The organism is Ralstonia sp. NFACC01 (genome assembly GCF_900115545.1).
GTDB classification, from domain to species: Bacteria; Pseudomonadota; Gammaproteobacteria; order Burkholderiales; family Burkholderiaceae; genus Ralstonia; species Ralstonia mojiangensis.
The window spans coordinates 82,348-97,386 of the sequence record NZ_FOWV01000006.1 but is presented as its reverse complement, the minus strand read 5'-3'; the positions used below and the strand labels follow the sequence as shown (position 1 = coordinate 97,386).

12 protein-coding genes and 1 pseudogene are annotated in these 15,039 nt (G+C 64.8%); 7 read left to right on the top strand and 6 right to left on the bottom strand.

From position 1 onward, the window contains the following. Window positions 1-10: 10 nt before the first annotated feature. The 3 genes and pseudogenes from BM136_RS16515 to BM136_RS25405 form a co-directional block, all read right to left on the bottom strand. Window positions 11-2,521, bottom strand: a complete 2,511-nt coding sequence (locus tag BM136_RS16515) for an acyl-CoA dehydrogenase (protein ID WP_092973185.1) — start codon at window positions 2,519-2,521, stop codon at window positions 11-13. Between the two features lie 117 nt (window positions 2,522-2,638). Then, window positions 2,639-3,703 carry a TetR/AcrR family transcriptional regulator gene (locus BM136_RS16510; RefSeq protein WP_092973183.1) on the bottom strand — a complete coding sequence of 355 codons (1,065 nt, stop codon included), beginning with the start codon at window positions 3,701-3,703 and terminating at the stop codon, window positions 2,639-2,641. 258 nt (window positions 3,704-3,961) lie between these two features. Further along, window positions 3,962-4,153, bottom strand: a pseudogene (locus tag BM136_RS25405) (histone deacetylase family protein); the annotation flags it as partial. 254 nt (window positions 4,154-4,407) lie between these two features. Here BM136_RS25405 and BM136_RS16505 point away from each other — a divergent pair. Together BM136_RS16505 and BM136_RS16500 are read left to right on the top strand one after the other, a co-directional pair. Beyond that, complete coding sequence (locus tag BM136_RS16505; RefSeq protein ID WP_092973752.1) at window positions 4,408-6,078, top strand: DEAD/DEAH box helicase; 1,671 nt, start codon at window positions 4,408-4,410, stop codon at window positions 6,076-6,078. A gap of 5 nt (window positions 6,079-6,083) precedes the next feature. Next, window positions 6,084-7,118 carry a serine/threonine protein kinase gene (locus tag BM136_RS16500; RefSeq protein ID WP_092973181.1) on the top strand — a complete coding sequence of 345 codons (1,035 nt, stop codon included), beginning with the start codon at window positions 6,084-6,086 and terminating at the stop codon, window positions 7,116-7,118. A 39-nt stretch (window positions 7,119-7,157) separates the two neighbouring features. On the opposite strand, the gene BM136_RS16495 is transcribed toward BM136_RS16500, so the two are convergent. After that, a complete protein-coding gene (locus tag BM136_RS16495) occupies window positions 7,158-8,054 on the bottom strand; it encodes a pirin family protein (protein WP_092973179.1) in 897 nt (298 codons plus the stop codon). Between the two features lie 151 nt (window positions 8,055-8,205). Here BM136_RS16495 and BM136_RS16490 point away from each other — a divergent pair, with 151 nt between their 5' ends. The 3 genes from BM136_RS16490 (at window position 8,206) to BM136_RS16480 (ending at window position 10,732) form a co-directional block, all read left to right on the top strand. Further along, complete coding sequence (locus BM136_RS16490; RefSeq protein ID WP_092973177.1) at window positions 8,206-9,123, top strand: LysR family transcriptional regulator; 918 nt, start codon at window positions 8,206-8,208, stop codon at window positions 9,121-9,123. 460 nt (window positions 9,124-9,583) lie between these two features. Continuing rightward, window positions 9,584-10,324, top strand: a complete 741-nt coding sequence (locus BM136_RS16485) for a response regulator transcription factor (RefSeq protein ID WP_092973749.1) — start codon at window positions 9,584-9,586, stop codon at window positions 10,322-10,324. Window positions 10,325-10,399: 75 nt separating this feature from the next. Next, window positions 10,400-10,732 carry a cupin domain-containing protein gene (locus BM136_RS16480; protein WP_092973175.1) on the top strand — a complete coding sequence of 111 codons (333 nt, stop codon included), beginning with the start codon at window positions 10,400-10,402 and terminating at the stop codon, window positions 10,730-10,732. Here BM136_RS16480 and BM136_RS16475 read toward each other — a convergent pair. Continuing rightward, on the bottom strand, window positions 10,716-11,291 hold the full coding sequence (locus tag BM136_RS16475) for a hypothetical protein (RefSeq protein WP_092973173.1): 576 nt from the start codon (window positions 11,289-11,291) through the stop codon (window positions 10,716-10,718). The two genes, BM136_RS16480 and BM136_RS16475, sit on opposite strands and share 17 nt — an antisense overlap. Before the next feature lie 19 nt (window positions 11,292-11,310). Continuing rightward, complete coding sequence (locus tag BM136_RS16470) at window positions 11,311-12,519, bottom strand: FAD-dependent oxidoreductase (protein ID WP_092973172.1); 1,209 nt, start codon at window positions 12,517-12,519, stop codon at window positions 11,311-11,313. Window positions 12,520-12,639: 120 nt separating this feature from the next. Between BM136_RS16470 and BM136_RS16465 the strand changes: the two genes are divergently transcribed. Together BM136_RS16465 and BM136_RS16460 are read left to right on the top strand one after the other, a co-directional pair. Beyond that, a complete protein-coding gene (locus BM136_RS16465) occupies window positions 12,640-13,563 on the top strand; it encodes a LysR family transcriptional regulator (RefSeq protein ID WP_092973170.1) in 924 nt (307 codons plus the stop codon). A gap of 139 nt (window positions 13,564-13,702) precedes the next feature. Further along, window positions 13,703-15,031: an MFS transporter gene (locus BM136_RS16460; protein ID WP_092973168.1), complete on the top strand. Its 1,329-nt coding sequence runs from the start codon at window positions 13,703-13,705 to the stop codon at window positions 15,029-15,031. Window positions 15,032-15,039: the final 8 nt, after the last annotated feature.

Below are 15,039 nucleotides of genomic sequence, written 5' to 3'. Positions count from 1 at the left end.
GCCGGGACCCTCAGGCTGCGCGGCGCTCAGCGGCCTGCAGGGCATCGAGCGCATCCTTGCGGCGCTGCAGGTCGGCCATCAGGTTGAAGTCGGGCGGGAAGTCGTCCACGGCGACTGCGTGCTCACCGTAGCGCGCGTAGTCGCACAGCTGCTTGCGTTCGCTCTCGTCGATGAGGTTTTGTGCCACGGCTTGTGCGGTCCAGGCTTCGAAGTCGGGCAGGCTCTGCGGCACGGGCGGCAGCTTGCCTGCGCGGATGGCCGGTTTCAAGCGTTGCTCGATTGCGTCCACGGCCGGTTGGAGGCGGAAGGCCGCTTCGCCGTAGGCAATCGGGTCGACCTCGGGCGACGGGCAGTACGAGTCGGCCAGCAGGCGATCGCGCACGGCGCCCGGCGTTTGCATCAGCTCGGCAACCTGCGCAGCCAGCGCATCCGACGGCTTGCGATACGGCGTGCCGAACGGGAAGATCAGCGCACGCAGCAGCGCCGCGATGCCCGCGTTCGGGAAGTTGGCCAGCACGCCGTCGAGCGCATCGTGTGCCTTCACCAGCGCGTCCTGCACGGACCAATGCACGAGCGGCGCGTCTTCTGCAGGGCGGCCCTCATCTTCAAAGCGCTTGAGCGTGGAAGAGATCAGATACATCTGCGAGAGGATGTCGCCCAGCCGCCCGGTGATGCTTTCGCGGCGCTTGAGTGTGCCGCCCAGCGTGAACATCGACACATCGGACAGCAGCGCCAGCGCGGTCGAGAAGCGGTTCACGGCTTGGTAGTAGCGCTGCATTTCCGGTGCGGCATCGCCCGGTGCCGGCGCCACGCGGCCGCCGGAGAGCGCGTGCAGGAACGCACGCACCAGGTTGCCTGCGATGAACGCGCCGTGGCCGAACAGCGCCGTATCGAACGCCTGCAGCGTCTCGGGTGAATCGGCACCTTGCGCGGCCGTCATCTCACGCAGCACATACGGATGGCAGCGGATCACGCCCTGTCCGAAGATGATCAGGCAGCGCGTCATGATGTTCGCGCCTTCCACCGTGATGGCAATCGGCACTTGCTGATATGCACGCGCCAGGAAGTTGTTCGGCCCCATGCAGATGCCCTTGCCGCCGACGATGTCCATCGCATCGGTCACCACATCGCGCGCACGTTCGGTGACGTGGTATTTGGCAATGGCGGAGATGACCGAAGGTTTCTCGCCCAGGTCCACGGCCAGCGCAGACAAACGCCGCGCCGCATCCATCATGTACAGATTGCCGCCCATGCGGCCGAGCGCTTCCTGAATGCCCTCGAACTTGCCGATGGGTGTACGGAACTGGCGGCGCACGGCGGCATACGCGCCGGTGCTGCGCACGGCCAGCTTGGCCATGCCCACGTTGGACGACGGCAGCGAGATCGCACGGCCCGCTGCCAGGCACTCCATCAGCATGCGCCAGCCGCGGCCGACCTGCGCCTGGCCGCCGATGACCCAGTCGATGGGAATGAATACGTCTTTGCCCCAGTTGGGGCCGTTCTGGAACACTGCGTTGAGCGGCCAATGGCGGCGCCCGATGTTCACACCTGGATGCTTCGTCGGGATGAGCGCGCAGGTGATGCCGGGCTCCTTGTCGCTACCGAGCAAGCCATCCGGATCGACCGCGCGAAACGCCAGCCCCAGCACCGTTGCGATGGGGCCGAGGGTGATGTAGCGCTTGCTCCACGTCACGCGAAAGCCCAGCGTCTCACGGCCTTCATGCATGCCGTGGCAGACCACGCCCACGTCGGGAATGGCTGCTGCGTCAGAGCCGGCATACGCGTTGGTCAGCGCGAAGCACGGGATTTCTTCGCCGCGTGCGAGGCGCGGCAGGTAGTGGTTCTTTTGCGCTTCGGTGCCGTAGTGCAAAAGCAGCTCGGCGGGCCCCAGCGAGTTCGGCACCATGACCGACACGGCTGCGGCGGAGCAGCGCGTCGACAGTTTCATGATGACCTGCGAATGCGCGTATGCCGAGAACCCTTTGCCGCCGTATTCCTTCGGGATGATCATGCCCAGGAAGCCGGCGCGCTTCGCATAGGCCCACGCCTCGGGCGACAGGTCCTGCCAGATCTGTGTGCTTTCCCAATCGTTGGCCAGGTCGCAGAGCTTTTCGGTTTCCACATCGAGGAAAGATTGCTCTTCCGCCGACAGGCGCGGCGGCGGCGAGGAGAGCAGTCGCGACCAGTTGGGTCGGCCGGAGAACAGTTCCGCATCCCACCAGACGGTGCCCGCTTCAATGGCGTCGCGCTCCGTTTGCGACATCTCCGGCATGATCTTGCGGAACATCGCCAACACAGGGCGCGTGATGAGTGCCCGGCGCAGCGGCTTGAGCGCGAGCACCAGCGCCGGCAGCACAAAGACGATGGCGAGTACCGTGGTCAGTACCGGGCCCACCAGGCCCAGCCAGACGCCGGCCACCAGCCACACGGCGGTCGCGACCAGCCAGGCGAATGCCGAGGCTTCCATGCTGGCGAGCCCGAGCACGCCGATGCAAAGCAGGACGATCCAGATCGTCGTCATGAGGGTCTCCATTCGATGCGTCTATGTGCCGGATGTCTCGAACAGGCGGCGGCACCTGTCGAATGCCCGAGCGACTCCCGTGCCAGCACACGGGAGATCGGCGCCGGGCCTGGGTTGTCAGGCGTTAGGGCTGCGCCAAGGGCGCATCGGGTTGGCCGGGAAGATCGCGCGAGCTGCATTGCTGCGGCGAATGGCCAATGCCCGGGTGCGCGCAGAGGGCGTGGGGCCGTCGCCATCGTTGTTGTCACCGTGATGATCATCGTGCTCATCGGCGCCGAGATCATCGTGATCGTCTGCGGCATCGTCAGCGCGGGCGCGTGCGGCGGGTGTGCGGCCGAACAGGTCGCCGGCGAAGGGCGAGGCGGCGGTGGGTGTCGAGCTGCGTTCGCTGCTGCGGCCATTGCCGTGCCCTGCGTGTCGACCGGAGCCGCTATTGCCGCTGTCGTTGCCGTTGGGGGCATCGTCTGCTTGCGCGACGGGCGTGGGCACCTGTGCTTCGGCCAGTTCGACCACCTGATCGAGCGCGCCGGCCTCACCTGGCAACGGGGCGTTGAGCGTAGCCACCACCAGCGCCGTGAGGCGTGCCAGCAGCGAGGCGTCGTTCATCGTCTTGCCCTGCGTGAAGAGCGGGAGCAGGTTGTTAAGGTCGTCGCCGGCCAGCACGCCGGCGAGTGCCTTGAGCGCAAAGTGCAGGCGCCAGCCCAGTTCTGCGCGCGGCAGGTGCGGCAGCGCACGCGAAAAGGCTTCAAAGAAGCGATCGAACACCAGCGCGTAGTGGCCGAGCAGATAGTTCTGCACGAACGGCGAGGTATCGGAATACACGCGTCCCATCAGCCGCAGGAACGCAGGGCCGCCGGTGTCGGGGTTGCGCGCCATCTGGAGCGCCGGCACAAACAGCGCGCCCAGCACGTGGTCGCAGGTCAACTGCTCCTTCGTCCAGCGTTCTTCGCACGCATCCAGCAGCGCCAGCCGGCGCGTGTTGAGCGGGTCGAGCCGGCGCCCAAGCACCGACTGCATCAACGCTTCCTTGCTGCCGAAGTGATAGTTGACCGCGGCCAGATTGACCTTGGCGCGCGCCGTGATCTGCCGCAACGACATCGCCTCGTAACCGAACTCGATGAACAGCAGTTCGGTGGCTTCCAGAATGCGGCCCTTGGTGTCTCCTGCTCCAGGACGTCCCATGTCTCCTACCTCGTTTTTTTAGGCCTGATATCGGGCTCGATTGCTGCAGTGCAGCGCTCGAACGTACGATTCAAACATGTGTATGGGGTTGCCCGGGCATGTTAGGAACAGACGTTTGAAAACGCCAAGCGTCCAATTCGAGCGGGCACTCTAGAGGAGGGAAGGTTGCCAAGCCAACGTATGAAACACATGGCTTGGAAAGTAAGTGGGCGCAAACGTCAAAAAAGCTAAAGGGAGGTCAGCGCCCCGATTGGCGGGTCAGCCGGCCGGCTGATGGAGCGAGGTCAGGCCGCCCAAGAATGCGGCAGCGTTTTGTGCAAGGGCGGGGAGGTGATAGCCGCCTTCCTGGACGACCAGCGTCGGCAACCCGATCACGCCGCCGGCCTGGCCAAGCCGGTCGAAACCCTGCGTCGAGACACCCACCTGCGATTGCGGGTCTTCGCCATAGACGGAGCGGCGTCTGTCAGCAGCCGAAGGCGCATTCCTCGCGCATTTCCGGCGGTATTCGTTGGCGGAGCGGTTGGGGATGTGGTGAATGTGCCGTTGGCGGCTTTGCGGGCGCCGGTGGGGTAAACACCGTCACCTGTTAAACTAGCGCCCTTCTTGCAGTCCCCGGGGTCCAGTCGCCCCGTCACCTACCCAGGCTTTGTCCACGATTGGCGCACGAACGAATGCGCGGGACACGCCGGTCCAATCGCTTTTCCATGTCGTTTTCCGAACTCGGCTTGTCAGACAAGCTGGTACGCGCCGTGGCCGAACTCGGCTACGCAGAACCCACTCCGATTCAACGCCAGGCCATCCCCGCCATCCTCAAGGGCGGTGACCTGCTCGCCGGTGCACAGACCGGCACCGGCAAGACCGCCGGTTTCACGCTGCCGCTGCTGCACCGCCTGTCTGCTTCGCAGCCCAACAAGGTGCAAACGCCGCAGGGCATGCGCTTCCCGATCCGTGCGCTGGTGCTGACGCCCACGCGTGAGCTTGCCGCGCAGGTGGAAGAAAGCGTGCGCGCCTATGGCAAATACCTGCCGCTGAAGTCGATGGTGATGTTCGGCGGCGTCGGCATCAACCCGCAGATCGATGCACTCAAGCGCGGTGTCGATATCGTCGTGGCCACGCCGGGCCGCCTGCTGGACCATGTGGGCCAGCGCACCATCGACCTGTCGCACATTGAACTGCTGGTGCTGGACGAAGCCGATCGCATGCTCGACATGGGCTTCATCCACGATATCCGCAAGATCCTCAACATCCTGCCGCCGAAGCGTCAGAACCTGCTGTTCTCGGCAACGTTCTCTGACGACATTCGCGAACTGGCCGACCGTCTGCTCGACAAGCCGGCGCTGATCGAAGTCGCGCGCCGCAACACGACGGCCGAGACGGTCGAGCAACGCATCTATCCGGTCGATCGCGAGCGCAAGCGCGAACTGCTGGCCAAGCTCGTGCGCGACAACGACTGGCACCAAGTGCTGGTGTTCACGCGCACCAAGCACGGCGCGAACCGCCTGGCCGAGCAGCTCACGCGCGACGGCATTCCCGCGCTGGCCATTCACGGCAACAAGAGCCAATCGGCACGCACGCGCGCGCTGACGGAATTCAAGGCCGGGACGCTGCGTGTGCTGGTTGCCACCGATATCGCCGCGCGCGGTATCGACATCGACCAACTGCCGCACGTGGTCAACTTCGATCTGCCGAACGTGCCGGAGGACTACGTGCACCGTATCGGCCGCACGGGCCGTGCGGGTGCGCAAGGCGAGGCGATCTCGCTGGTCTGCGTGGACGAGCACGGTTTGCTGCGTGACATTGAGCGCCTCATCAAGCGCGAACTGCCGCGTACCGTGCTGGAAGGTTTCGAGCCGGACCCGACCATCGTGGCAGAGCCGATTCCGAACGGGCGCAACTCGGCAGGCCGTGGCGGCAACGCGCGCGGCGGCCGCCCTGGCGGTGGCCGCAGCCAGCAGCCTCGTCAGGCCAGCGCCAACGCTGCGCCACGCGAGCCGCGGGCGCCGCGTGAACCTCGCGAACCGCGCCGTGAGTCGAGCGCTAACGGTAATAGTCAAGGTCAGGGTCAGAATCAGGGCCAAGGCCAGGGTCGCAATGGCGCCGGCAGCCGCCAACGTCAGGCGCAAGGTCAGCAGGGTCAACGTGACGGCCAAGCTGCGCCGAAACCGCGCAATGGCCAATCGCAAGCACGCGGCCAACGCCAAGGCAATGGCCAAAGTCAGGGTCAGGGCAATGGGCAAGGCGCGCAGGGTGGCCAACAACGTCGCGCATCCAACACGCAGGCCGCGCAGCCAGCCCACAAGGGGCAGCCGGCCAAGCAGCCGTTCAACGGCCTGTTCGCCAAGGCTGCAGCGCTGCTCGGCGGCCGTAAAGCCTGACGTTCATGCACGACGACGGTCAGCCCGCATCAGCTGAAGCGCCCTACGACGGCCTGACGCCCGACAGCATCCTCGATGCGCTGGCGCAGGTCGGGCTGATGCCGGACGGCCGCATGTTCGCGCTCAACAGTTACGAAAACCGCGTCTACCAGGCCGGCGTGGAAGACAGCGCGCCAGTGGTGGTCAAGTTCTACCGCCCGGGCCGCTGGTCCGACACGCAGATCGTCGAAGAGCACAGCTTTACGGCCGAACTGGCAGCGGCGGAAATCCCCGTGATCGCGCCGCTGGAAATCGATGGCCGTACGCTGCACGCGTTCGAACGCTGGCACTTCGCGGTCTTCCCGCGTTGCGCCGGCCGCGTGCCAGCCATCGACCAGGACGACACGCTCGAATGGATGGGCCGCTTCCTTGGCCGCATCCACGCTGTCGGGGCGCAGCGACCGTTCATGGCCCGTCCGGCGCTCGACATCGACACCTTCGGCGTGCAATCGCGCGATTGGCTGCTTGAACACGATTTCATCCCGACCGATTTGTTGCCGGCGTGGCGCAGCGTGGCCGATGCCGCACTCGACGGCGTGCGCCGCTGCTACGACCGCGCGGGCGACGTCTCGCTGCTGCGCCTGCACGGCGATTGCCACGCCTCGAACGTGCTCTGGATCGAAGAGGCCGACGCCAAGCAAGACGATCCGCTGCGCAGCGCCGGCCCACATTTCGTCGACTTCGACGACAGCCGCACCGGCCCCGCCGTGCAGGATTTGTGGATGCTGCTCTCGGGCGATCGCGCATCGATGCAATCGCAGCTCGCCAGCCTGCTCGCCGGCTATGAAGACTTTTGCGAGTTCGACACGCGCGAGCTGTATCTGGTGGAAGCGTTACGCACGCTGCGCTTGCTGCATTACAGCGCATGGTTGGCGCGTCGCTGGAACGATCCGGCGTTTCCTGCAGCGTTTCCGTGGTTCAACACGCAACGCTACTGGCAGGACCGGGTGTTGGAATTGCGCGAGCAGATCGCGCTGTTGGACGAACCGCCGCTCTGGTGAAATCGAGCGGCGGTTTTTCTTTGCGACTGCTCAGACGCTTTACGCGAACTTGCCGGCTTGGAAGTCACGCACGGCCTGAAAGATTTCTTCCTGCGTGTTCATCACGAACGGGCCGTATTGCGCGATCGACTCGTTCAGCGGCTTGCCCGCCACCAGCAGCACGCGTGCCTCAGCGTTGCCTGCACGGATGACCACACCGTCGCTGCCTTCCGTGTTGGCGAGGATGGCCATCTGCTTGTCTTCCACGCGCTGCAGCCCAGCGTTGCCAGATGCGTCGGCGTCGCCCACCAGCGCGTTGCCACGGAACACGTAGACGAACGCGTTGTGCCCCGCCGGCAGCGGCTGCGCAAACGACGCACCCGCCGGCAGCGTGATGTCCAGATACAACGGCTGCGTCGCTTCACGCGTCATCGCACCTTGCACGCCTTGCGATTCTCCGGCGATCACGCGCACGGCCACGCCGTCTTCCGTCGTGAACTCGGGAATCTCGTTCGACGGGATGTCGCGGTACCACGGCGTCGTCATCTTGTCCCTGGCGGGCAGGTTCAGCCACAGCTGGAAGCCTTCCATCACGCCGTCTTCCTGTTCCGGCATTTCAGAGTGCACCACGCCGCTGCCGGCTGTCATCCACTGCACGCCGCCGTGTTGCAGCAGGCCTTCGTGGCCGGCGCTGTCGCGGTGGCGCATGCGGCCAGCGATCATGTACGTCACCGTTTCAAAGCCGCGGTGCGGGTGGTCGGGAAAGCCGGCCAGATAGTCGTTCGGGTCGTCACTACGAAAGGCGTCCAGCATCAGGAACGGGTCCAGCCGACGTTGCAGGTTGTTTGTCAGGACGCGCGTGAGCTTCACGCCCGCGCCGTCCGAAGTGGGGCGGCCCGTGATGATGCGCTCCACGCGGCGGCCACGCTGCACTTGCGGTTGCACGAGGGTTTCCATGTTGTTCTCCTGAAATCGGGCGTTTGTCATATGCCAAATGTAGGGTGGTTGCCCGGTTTGCACTAGTCGGTTATTGTGGGAAAAAATGTTGCTACCGGCGAGACAATCACAATCCCAGGCCGGCACGCATCACGATAAAAGGAGGAAAACCATGGATCTGAACCAATTGGCGCTGTTCGTGCGCGTGGTCGAGGCGGGGAGCTTCACGGCAGCGGCAACGCGGCTCGATCTGCCCAAATCGTCAGTCAGCCGGGGCATTGCGGCGCTTGAACAGGATTTGAACGTACGACTGTTACAGCGCACCACACGCACGCTGCATCTGACCGACGCGGGCCAGAGTCTCTATCAGGTGGCGTCGCATGCACTGGAAGACATCGAGCGCGCCACGACGTGCGCCGGCGAGCTGCAGGACCTGCCACGCGGCAAGGTGCGGATCACATCTTCCGAAGACGTCGGGCGCCTGCTGGTGGCACCGGTGGCCGCACGCTTCATGCAGCAGTATCCGGAGATCGACCTGGACGTGGTGCTGACGCCGCGCAATGTCGATCTGGTGCAGGAAGGATTTGACCTTGCTGTCCGCGTCGGACGCTTGGCCGACAGTTCTCTCGTGGCGCGATCGCTTGGCGTGTTGCGCATCGGCTTGTTCGCCTCACCCGATTACCTTCAGCGCCGCGGTGCTCCAGACACCGTGCAAGGGCTGGCCGACCATTGCTGCCTCGATTTTCGCGGCACCGGCCGCGGCGAAACGCAATGGCGCCTCGTTGGCCCCGATGGCCTGAAAACGGTGGCCGTGCGCGCCCGCCTGAACTCCGACAGCCTTATCTATCTGGAAACGTTGATCGCGTCGGGCGCTGGCATCGGCCCGCTGCCGCTGTACGCGAGTGCCGTAGCGCGCGCCAACGCTCCGTTGCCTCGCCTCGTGCGCGTGCTGCCCGATTATGCGACCAGCGGAGAGCCGATCAACCTCGTCACGCCATCCGCCCGGTTCGTTCCCAAACGCGTTCGATTGCTGATCGACATGCTGACCGAGTCGATTCGGCAAGAGCTGGAAAACGCGGATCCCACCTGAGGCGTGGCGGCCCAGAAGCGGGCGCGTCAAATGTTGTCACGACTGCTCCGACAGCGCGTATCGCACGGCATCATGCGCTTCGCGTGTGCCGACCAGTACGTCTGACCCTTCTTGACGTTATCCCCCGTAAGCGTTGCAGTGTGTCCCCCCGGTGCACAGCGACGCAGTCTGGCACATGCGACCCTTGGGTGTTTCCGATCCCGTCACATTGTGGGAAATACCGCCGCCCGGACCTCGTTGTCCGGGCTTTTTTTTGTCCAGATTTCGTGGAATGGATGCGGCACCGGATGATTCAAGGCGCTTCACAAATTAGGACTCTTCTCATGGTTCGTAGCAAACCTCGCCACGAAAATTGCAAACACGTAACACATGCAACGGATCGCGCTGAACGCGACGGTTCGGGCGCGATCAACGCTCGCTCCATCCGGCACGCATGTGCGCAATTTTCATGGAGTCGAACATGCGTATCGCCTTGCTTGAAGACGATCCCTTCCAAAGCGAAGTCATCGTCCAGATCCTGTCCCAGTCTGGCCACGACGTGACGCCCTACAGCGATGGAGCGACGTTGCTGCGCATGCTGGGCCGCTCGTCGTACGACATGCTGATCCTCGACTGGCACACGCCGGGCATGCTCGGTATCGATGTGCTGAGCGTGGTGCGCAGCCGTCACAGGGACGTGCTTCCCATCCTGTTCGTCACAGCCGAAGAAGGTGAAAAGAGCATCGTGCGCGCACTGACCCAAGGCGCCGATGACTACATCGCGAAGCCGTTCCGCATTGCCGAGCTTCGCGCCCGCGTCGATGCGTTGCTGCGCCGTGCGTACCCGATCCCGTATGGCCGCCTGCCGTTCTCGGTAGGTCCGTACCACTTCAACCCACAACGCCAGCAGATCACACTGCACGGCGAGCCCGTTACGCTGACGGGCATCGAATTTCAGCTGGCGCTGCTGCTGTTCTCGAACGTGGGCCGCACGCTGTCGCGCGACCATATTTTCGGACAGGTGTGGGGCCGCAACTCATCGGAGTACACGCGCACAATCGATAGCCACGTGTCGCGCATCCGCATGAAGCTGAACATCGAACCGGTGAACGAAGTGCGCTTGGTGGCGGTGTACAAACACGGTTACCGCGTGGACCACCTGAGGCCTGCGGATGACATGAATGCGCTGTCCGAGATGGACCTCGCATCCTACGACGCTTAAGCGCGCGCCGACTGCCACGTAGTAAGGGCGCCCAGCAGCAATGCGGGCGCCCTTTCTTGTTATCCATCGGCTGGTATGCTCGGCGCTTCCTTTTCCTTGGGCGAGGTCGGCGTGCCGTTTTTCAATCTCAATGCAGAGGCCGATGCGTTGCCGCGCGCATGGTCGTCTCGCGTGCTGGAGCGCTTTGGTGGCGGCAACTTCAAGGTGCTGCGCATGGACCGCACGCCGTATCCCGACGAAGTGCACGACTATGCCGAAGGCCTGCTGGTGATCGATGGCGAGTTGCGCCTGCGCATCGACGGCGAGGCGGTCACGGTGTCGCGCGGCGAGTTGTATGTCGTGCCCGCCGGCGTGCCGCACAGCGTGGATGCCGGCAGCACGGGCACGTTGGTTATTCTGGACGTGTAAGCTGGGCGTCGTGTGCCTCCGCCGCTTGCTTGATCCGGTGCAGCATCATCCGCCGGATCAGCCCGCTTGGTATGCGGATCAGCACCCAGTAAGGCGTGAAGTGGCGGCGCGCCGCTGTGCCCGAGCAATGCACGCACGTGCGAGTAGTCAGCAGCGTACCGGTGCCGTCGGATTCGGCAACGAACGTCATGACCAGCTTGGCGATATCGGGTTCGGAGAACGTGCGAAACGCGCTGGCTTCAACGTGGACGAGCCCGCCGTCGGATTCCCAGAAGCGGCCGACGAGGCCGAGCGCGAATTCGCGATCTCCATCGCGGCCGAGTACCGTGAAATCGTGCAGACCGAATCCGGCATCGATACGTCGCGCACTGGGCTTGCCCATCGCGGCGGCGATGCGCGCCGGGATGGCGCGCAAGTGCAGGAACAGCCTGGCCAGCGGGAAATCACTGACGTCCAGTTGCGAAACCACGTCGAGCACGCGCCCGGGTGCGGCATTGACGCGTATGTGGTGCTGCTCGCTGAACTGATGCTCGGGAAGGAAGGTGTGCAACAGGCTCATGCTGATGGATGGCGTGGTGTCATGCCTGGGGCTTTTCGCTCGTAGACGTGGCAGCCGCAGCTGGAGCGAATGCGGCATCGCGCGCGGGCGGCTCTGCCAGGCTGCGTTTCATCAGCCATGCGACACCGGGTACGCGCAAGCCGGTGGCAAACACTACGTCTCGCATCCAACCGCCGTATTGCGCCTGGAAGCATGGCGTGAGCGCACGGCTCAGCGTCTGGTAGGCCTGCACGGTGCGCAGACGACGGGCGTGGTAGGCGAGCGCGCCATGGGTGGGGCCATGCACTTGCACGCACGCGGCAAGTGCCAGGGCATCTTGCGCGGCCAGCGTGGTCCCCAAACCGAGCTGCGGGCTCATGGCATGCGCGGCATCGCCGATGACGCAGTAAGGTGGTTTGGCCAGCGCGCGCGGCCATGTGTGCCGATAGACGGCAAAAGGCATATCGTCGTGCGAGCCGATCTGCTCGACCATGGGCGCGGCTTGCGGCCACAGGCTCAGCACATGCGCCTTCCACTGCGTGATGTCGATCTGCCGCCAGGCGTCCACGGCATCACCGGGCAGACTCCAGAACATCGACAGGCGAGTGCGGGTGCTGTCCACTTCGGTGGGCAGCAAGCCCATCATCTCGCGTGTGCCGCGAAAGCGCTGCTGCAGCACGCGCGGGTTCCAGCCATCCACCCACCCTTGGAACCAAAGCGTGCCCCATCGGTAGGTGCTCGACGGGCCGGCCAGGCCTGCGGGCTCACGCAGCGCAGAGGCCGCGCCATCGGCAATCACAAACAGATCGAAGATTGATTCGCCCTGCGTGTGCGCGACCTGCGCGCGCGGTCCATCAACAAGCAATTGCTGGATCGCGCAACCAAAGTGGAATGCTGCGCCCGCGTGCAAGGCGGCGTCGTACAGCATGGACGACAGCGCATGCCGCGTGACGGCGCGGCCGGGCGTCTCGGCGTAGTCGATGTCGAGCAGACGCCAGCCGCGATGGCTCAGGCCGATCAGCCGATCGATCGGCGCGCCGATGCCTTCCAGCTCGCGGCCCACGCCGAGTGCCTCCAGCGCGCGGATACCCTGCGGCTGGATCAGCAGGCCCGCGCCCATGGCGGTCAGCTGCGGGTGCTTTTCGAAGACGTGCACGTTGTGCCCCTGGCGGGCAAACGCGATGGCAGCGGCAAGTCCGGCGTTACCGGCGCCGGCAATGCCAATGGACAGCGGGCGGGGTGCGGTCATGAAGGTGTGGCGGATCGTTTGCTCAAGATGATAACGATACGGCACGCACGTTAAGCCCGTTCGTGCAGGCTGCGGAGATAATGCGCAGACCACACGCTCACCATCCCACCCGGACGCGCCATGCAGATCAAATGGCTGGAAGACTTCAAGGAACTCGCCAAGACGCGCAGCTTCAGCCGCGCCGCCGAGAACCGCAACGTCACGCACCCCGCATTCGGCCGGCGGATCAAGGCGCTCGAAGAGTGGGTGGGCACCGCACTGGTCGAGCGCAGCGAGCATCCCGTCACGCTCACGGCGGCGGGGCGCTTGTTTCTGGATGCCGCGGCCAATGCCGTCGACGGCCTGAACGATGCGCGCTTGCTGCTGCGCGAGGCGCAACTGCCGGTGGCGCTCAAGATCGGCACAGGGCGCACGCTGGCGCGCACCTTTGTCCCGGGCTGGTATGAAACGCTGGCGCGCCGGCGCGGCGTGTTTCCGCTCAGCGTGACGACGGGCGGCACGCAGGAAGGCGTCCTGGCACTTGCCGATGGCACCGTCGATCTGCTGATCGCCTACGCCAGCCCGCAGGCCGATGCTCTACTCGATCCGCGTAAGTACGACCATTGCCTGCTGGGCAGCGAGACGCTGGTGCCGGTGAGTGTGCCTGACAAGCGCGGCCGCGCACGCTTTACGCTGCCGGGCTCGGCCGCCGCACCGCTACCGTGGCTGGCCTTTGCGCGCGGCCTGACGTTGCGGCAGATGCTCGACAGCCACCTTGCCGCCGCCGATCGCAAGGCGCATCTGCAGCCCGTGTTCCAGGCGGATTTCTACGAGGCGGTAGAAGAGATGGCCCTACGGGGATTCGGCATGGCGTGGTTGCCATATCGCCTGGCCAAGCCGCACCTGAACGCGGGCGAACTGCGCCCGGCCGGCGATGATGCCTGGCACATCCACGTCAATATCCGCATGATGCGGGTGCGCAGCAACCAGAGCGCACTGCTTGACGAGGTATGGCAACTGGCCGTTGGTAGCGCCAGCGGCAACTCTCGCCCCGATCTCGCCTGAGGTGCATCGCAAAAAGCCCAACCTTGTGCCGAAACGGCACAAGCCGCGTGGGCACGGCACCTAGACTCCTCCGCAACCTTCGCCCGCCAGCGTTATTCAGCAAAACAGGCGGATCGGCACAGACCACGGGGAGACAACCATGCCAGCCCACACCCTCAATGCGAGCGGCGCGTCCGCACGCGCCACTGACACCCATCGACATCCCTCGCCCTGGCGTGCCGTACTGGCGGCCAGCGTCGGCAACGCGCTCGAATACTACGATCTGCTGATCTACGGCTATTTCGCCATCACCATCGGCAAGCTGTTCTTCCCCACGGGCGATGCGTGGAGTTCGCTGATGCTCTCTGTCGGCACGTTTGGCGTGTCGTTCATCATGCGGCCGCTGGGCTCGATGGTGCTGGGCAGCTATGCAGACCGCGTCGGGCGCAAGGCTGCGCTGACGTGGTCGATCCTGCTGATGATGCTGGGCACCGCGATGATCGCGTTTGCACCGACGTATGCGTCGATCGGGCTGTGGTCGCCGGCCATCGTGATCGTGGCGCGCCTGTTGCAGGGCTTTTCGGCCGGCGGAGAATTCGGTTCAGCCACGGCGTTCATGATCGAGCACGCCAACGGCAAGCGCATGGGATACAACGCGAGCTGGCAGGCCGCCACGCAGGGTCTTGCCACATTGTTGGCCGCGGGCTTGAGCGCATGGCTGACTTACGCGCTGACCACCGAGCAAGTGGAGTCATGGGGCTGGCGCGTGGCGTTCCTGTTCGGCTTGCTGATCGGCCCCATTGGTGTCTACATCCGCCGCCACACGCCTGAAACGCCGGAGTTTGTGGCCATGCAGGCGGAAGCGCCGGCCGCGCTGCAAGCGCGCTCGCCGCTGCGCGATACGCTCACGCAGGGTTTGCCCGGATTACTGCTGGGGGCGGGCGTGGTCGTGGCCGTCACCGCATTCAACTATGTGCAGAAGGTCTACATGCCGACCTATGCCATCAACCAACTCCACATCGCAACCAGCGCCTCGCTGGTCTGCACGATGATCACCGGCGCGATGCTGATGGTGATGGCGCCCGCGTTCGGCTTGCTGGCAGATCGCTTCGGCAGCATCCGCGTGGTGTCGATTGCAATGGTGGTGATTGCGCTGTCGACGTATCCGATGTTTGCCACACTGGTCGCGCAACCGACGTTCTGGACGCTGCTGGTGATGCAGGCGATTGTGGGCGTGCTTTTGGCCGCCATCCTCGCGCCGTTGCCGGCGCTCTTGGCTGACATCTTCCCGACGCGTACGCGCGGCACGGGTCTGGCGCTGAGCTACAACCTGTCGGTAACGATCTTCGGTGGGTTCTCGCCGCTGATCGTCACGTGGCTGATTGGCGTGACGCACATCAAGACGTCGCCGAGCTTCTATGTGTTTGCGACCACGCTGATCAGTCTGGCCTCGCTGTGGATGCTGCGCGGACATGCGCGTGCGCACTGAACCTGAAC